Origin of the sequence: Pseudoalteromonas sp. SR41-8 (genome assembly GCF_014163915.1) — a bacterium.
Taxonomy (GTDB): domain Bacteria; phylum Pseudomonadota; class Gammaproteobacteria; order Enterobacterales; family Alteromonadaceae; genus Pseudoalteromonas; species Pseudoalteromonas rhizosphaerae.
The window spans coordinates 1-1,810 of sequence record NZ_JACJEE010000068.1; the positions used below are offsets into that span (position 1 = coordinate 1).

The window sequence follows — 1,810 nt, forward strand, 5'->3', positions numbered from 1 at the left end:
TAAAGCAACAGTAAATCCTCTTTTTATATTTTACGTAAAATCGAAGTAACCGATTGAATCAAAATAGGAACTCAGCTATGGTTAATGCATCAATAAAAATAAATTAAAAACGAGTAATTCTACAGCCTCGTTATATGCCAAGGAGCATTGGTTGAATTTTCCAAATGATGTTGACGGTGATGTTCTGCGGCGGCTAGACGATTCTGGTTTTGATTTCTCAAAAACTTGGGAAATTGATTTCAATGTTGATTTTAATAGTTGGCCGCCTTCGCAAGAAGCATTAAATATTCTGGAAAAAGAGTACGGTGCTATTGAGGTTTTTGAGCCTGAAGAAGAAAGTAATGGGTATGTGCTTTTTAATATCAAATCAATCGTATCCTATGATCTGATAATGGATACGCAGCGAAAGGCTTCATCTTTGGTGTCTACTTTTGGTGGGGTATGTGAATCATGGGGTGTTTTGCACTAATGTCATATAACAAGCCAAGTCAGTGGGAATTTTACTCGCTGAAAAACACTCATAAAACCCCCTGCTTGGGGCGTTATGCATAGGGAGGAGATGGTGCAAATTTGTGAAACGGAGAGGTTGCTAATACGGCGGTTGTACCTCGAAGACGTTCCTGCATTGACCGAGGTTCTCAGTGACCCTGAAGTAATGAAGCACTCGGTCCGTGGTGTTTGTGATGAGGTCGCAACCCGCGAATTTATAGAGTGGTGTATGGTCTGCTACGACTCATATGATTTGGGACCATGGGCACTGATTGATAAGGAAAGTTCTGTATTCATTGGATTCTGCGGTGTTTCACCAGAAATAGTCGCTGGTGTTGAGGAGTCAAACCTCGGCTATCGACTGGCGACGAATTTCTGGAATAAGGGCCTAGCGTCCGAAGCGGCTAAAGGGATTCTGGGTTACGTGTTTGATAAGACACAATATCAATCAATAGTGGCCATTATCGAGCCTGAGCATGTCGCGTCCTTGAAGGTCGCGGAGAAAGCAGGCTTTTCTAGCTTCGATACTCTTGAGTTTCATAATCGTCCAGTGCGACTGTATCGATTGACTCGGCAGAATTGGGATGCATTGCATAACAAGGCAATGCACGCGACAAGCGCGTGATTGCAGCGTTATGTGCTAAATATGGAAATTAACCAAGGAATAACAATTTATAATGAGACCATACACTTTTATAATGTCTCTCGGTGGAGCTTACTTTACGTTTACGGGAATTTTGAGTTTACTCACCAGCGTTAATCTCGTTGAGCCAAGCTCGAATATTGAGTTTTTAGTGAAAGGTTATGCTTGGTTTTATAGCTATTGTGCTGATTCAAGTTGGATCGTAAGTGAAATGTTGGAATGGCAGTTTCAGTACTTGGTTGTTGGATGTGTGTTTTGGTCTAGTTTTTTGATATTTGTTTTAACTGATATTAATAATCCTTATTTACCACTAAGCAAATTCCTTATTACAACGCCACGTCGAGTTCTGGCTTGGCCATTACTTTTTATAAATATAGGTATTATCACTTATTACGCTTATCGACGAGGTGACTTCAATAAATCTCAAGATGATCTATCACCAGAACATTATAGGATTGTTAAGTTTCAGGAGGTACTTTGGGACTACGTAAAACTAACTGGGACTTTAGCTATTGGTTATTTAATATATATAGGCGCAACAATGTGAACGCACATAATCGGGTAGCCGGAGGTCTCTAACCTCCAGCCCCCACACCACCCATCATGCGGGTCCGCAATGGGCGGTTCATCTCCCGTAGTGAATATTGATCCAAATATCTCTTAATGACGCTAAACCTT

3 protein-coding genes are annotated in these 1,810 nt (G+C 41.0%); all 3 read left to right on the plus strand.

What is annotated here, in order from left to right:
• The first annotated feature begins 151 nt into the window (after positions 1 to 151).
• The 3 genes from H5162_RS20980 (at position 152) to H5162_RS20990 (ending at position 1,679) form a co-directional block, all read left to right on the plus strand.
• Positions 152 to 469 carry a ribonuclease E inhibitor RraB gene (locus H5162_RS20980; protein WP_182759289.1) on the plus strand — a complete coding sequence of 106 codons (318 nt, stop codon included), beginning with the start codon at positions 152 to 154 and terminating at the stop codon, positions 467 to 469.
• Between the two features lie 90 nt (positions 470 to 559).
• The gene (locus H5162_RS20985) at positions 560 to 1,114 is read left to right on the plus strand and encodes a GNAT family N-acetyltransferase (protein ID WP_182779436.1); all 555 of its coding nucleotides are present in this window, start codon (positions 560 to 562) and stop codon (positions 1,112 to 1,114) included.
• Positions 1,115 to 1,166: 52 nt separating this feature from the next.
• Positions 1,167 to 1,679 (plus strand): hypothetical protein, encoded by a 513-nt coding sequence (locus H5162_RS20990; RefSeq protein ID WP_182779437.1) that lies wholly within the window; start codon positions 1,167 to 1,169, stop codon positions 1,677 to 1,679.
• Positions 1,680 to 1,810: the final 131 nt, after the last annotated feature.

Excerpts from the sequence above, each read along its gene's own strand:
- H5162_RS20985 (WP_182779436.1), top strand. The coding sequence starts at position 560 with ATGGTGCAAATTTGTGAAACGGAGAGGTTGCTAATACGGCGGTTGTAC.
- H5162_RS20990 (WP_182779437.1), top strand. The coding sequence starts at position 1,167 with ATGAGACCATACACTTTTATAATGTCTCTCGGTGGAGCTTACTTTACG.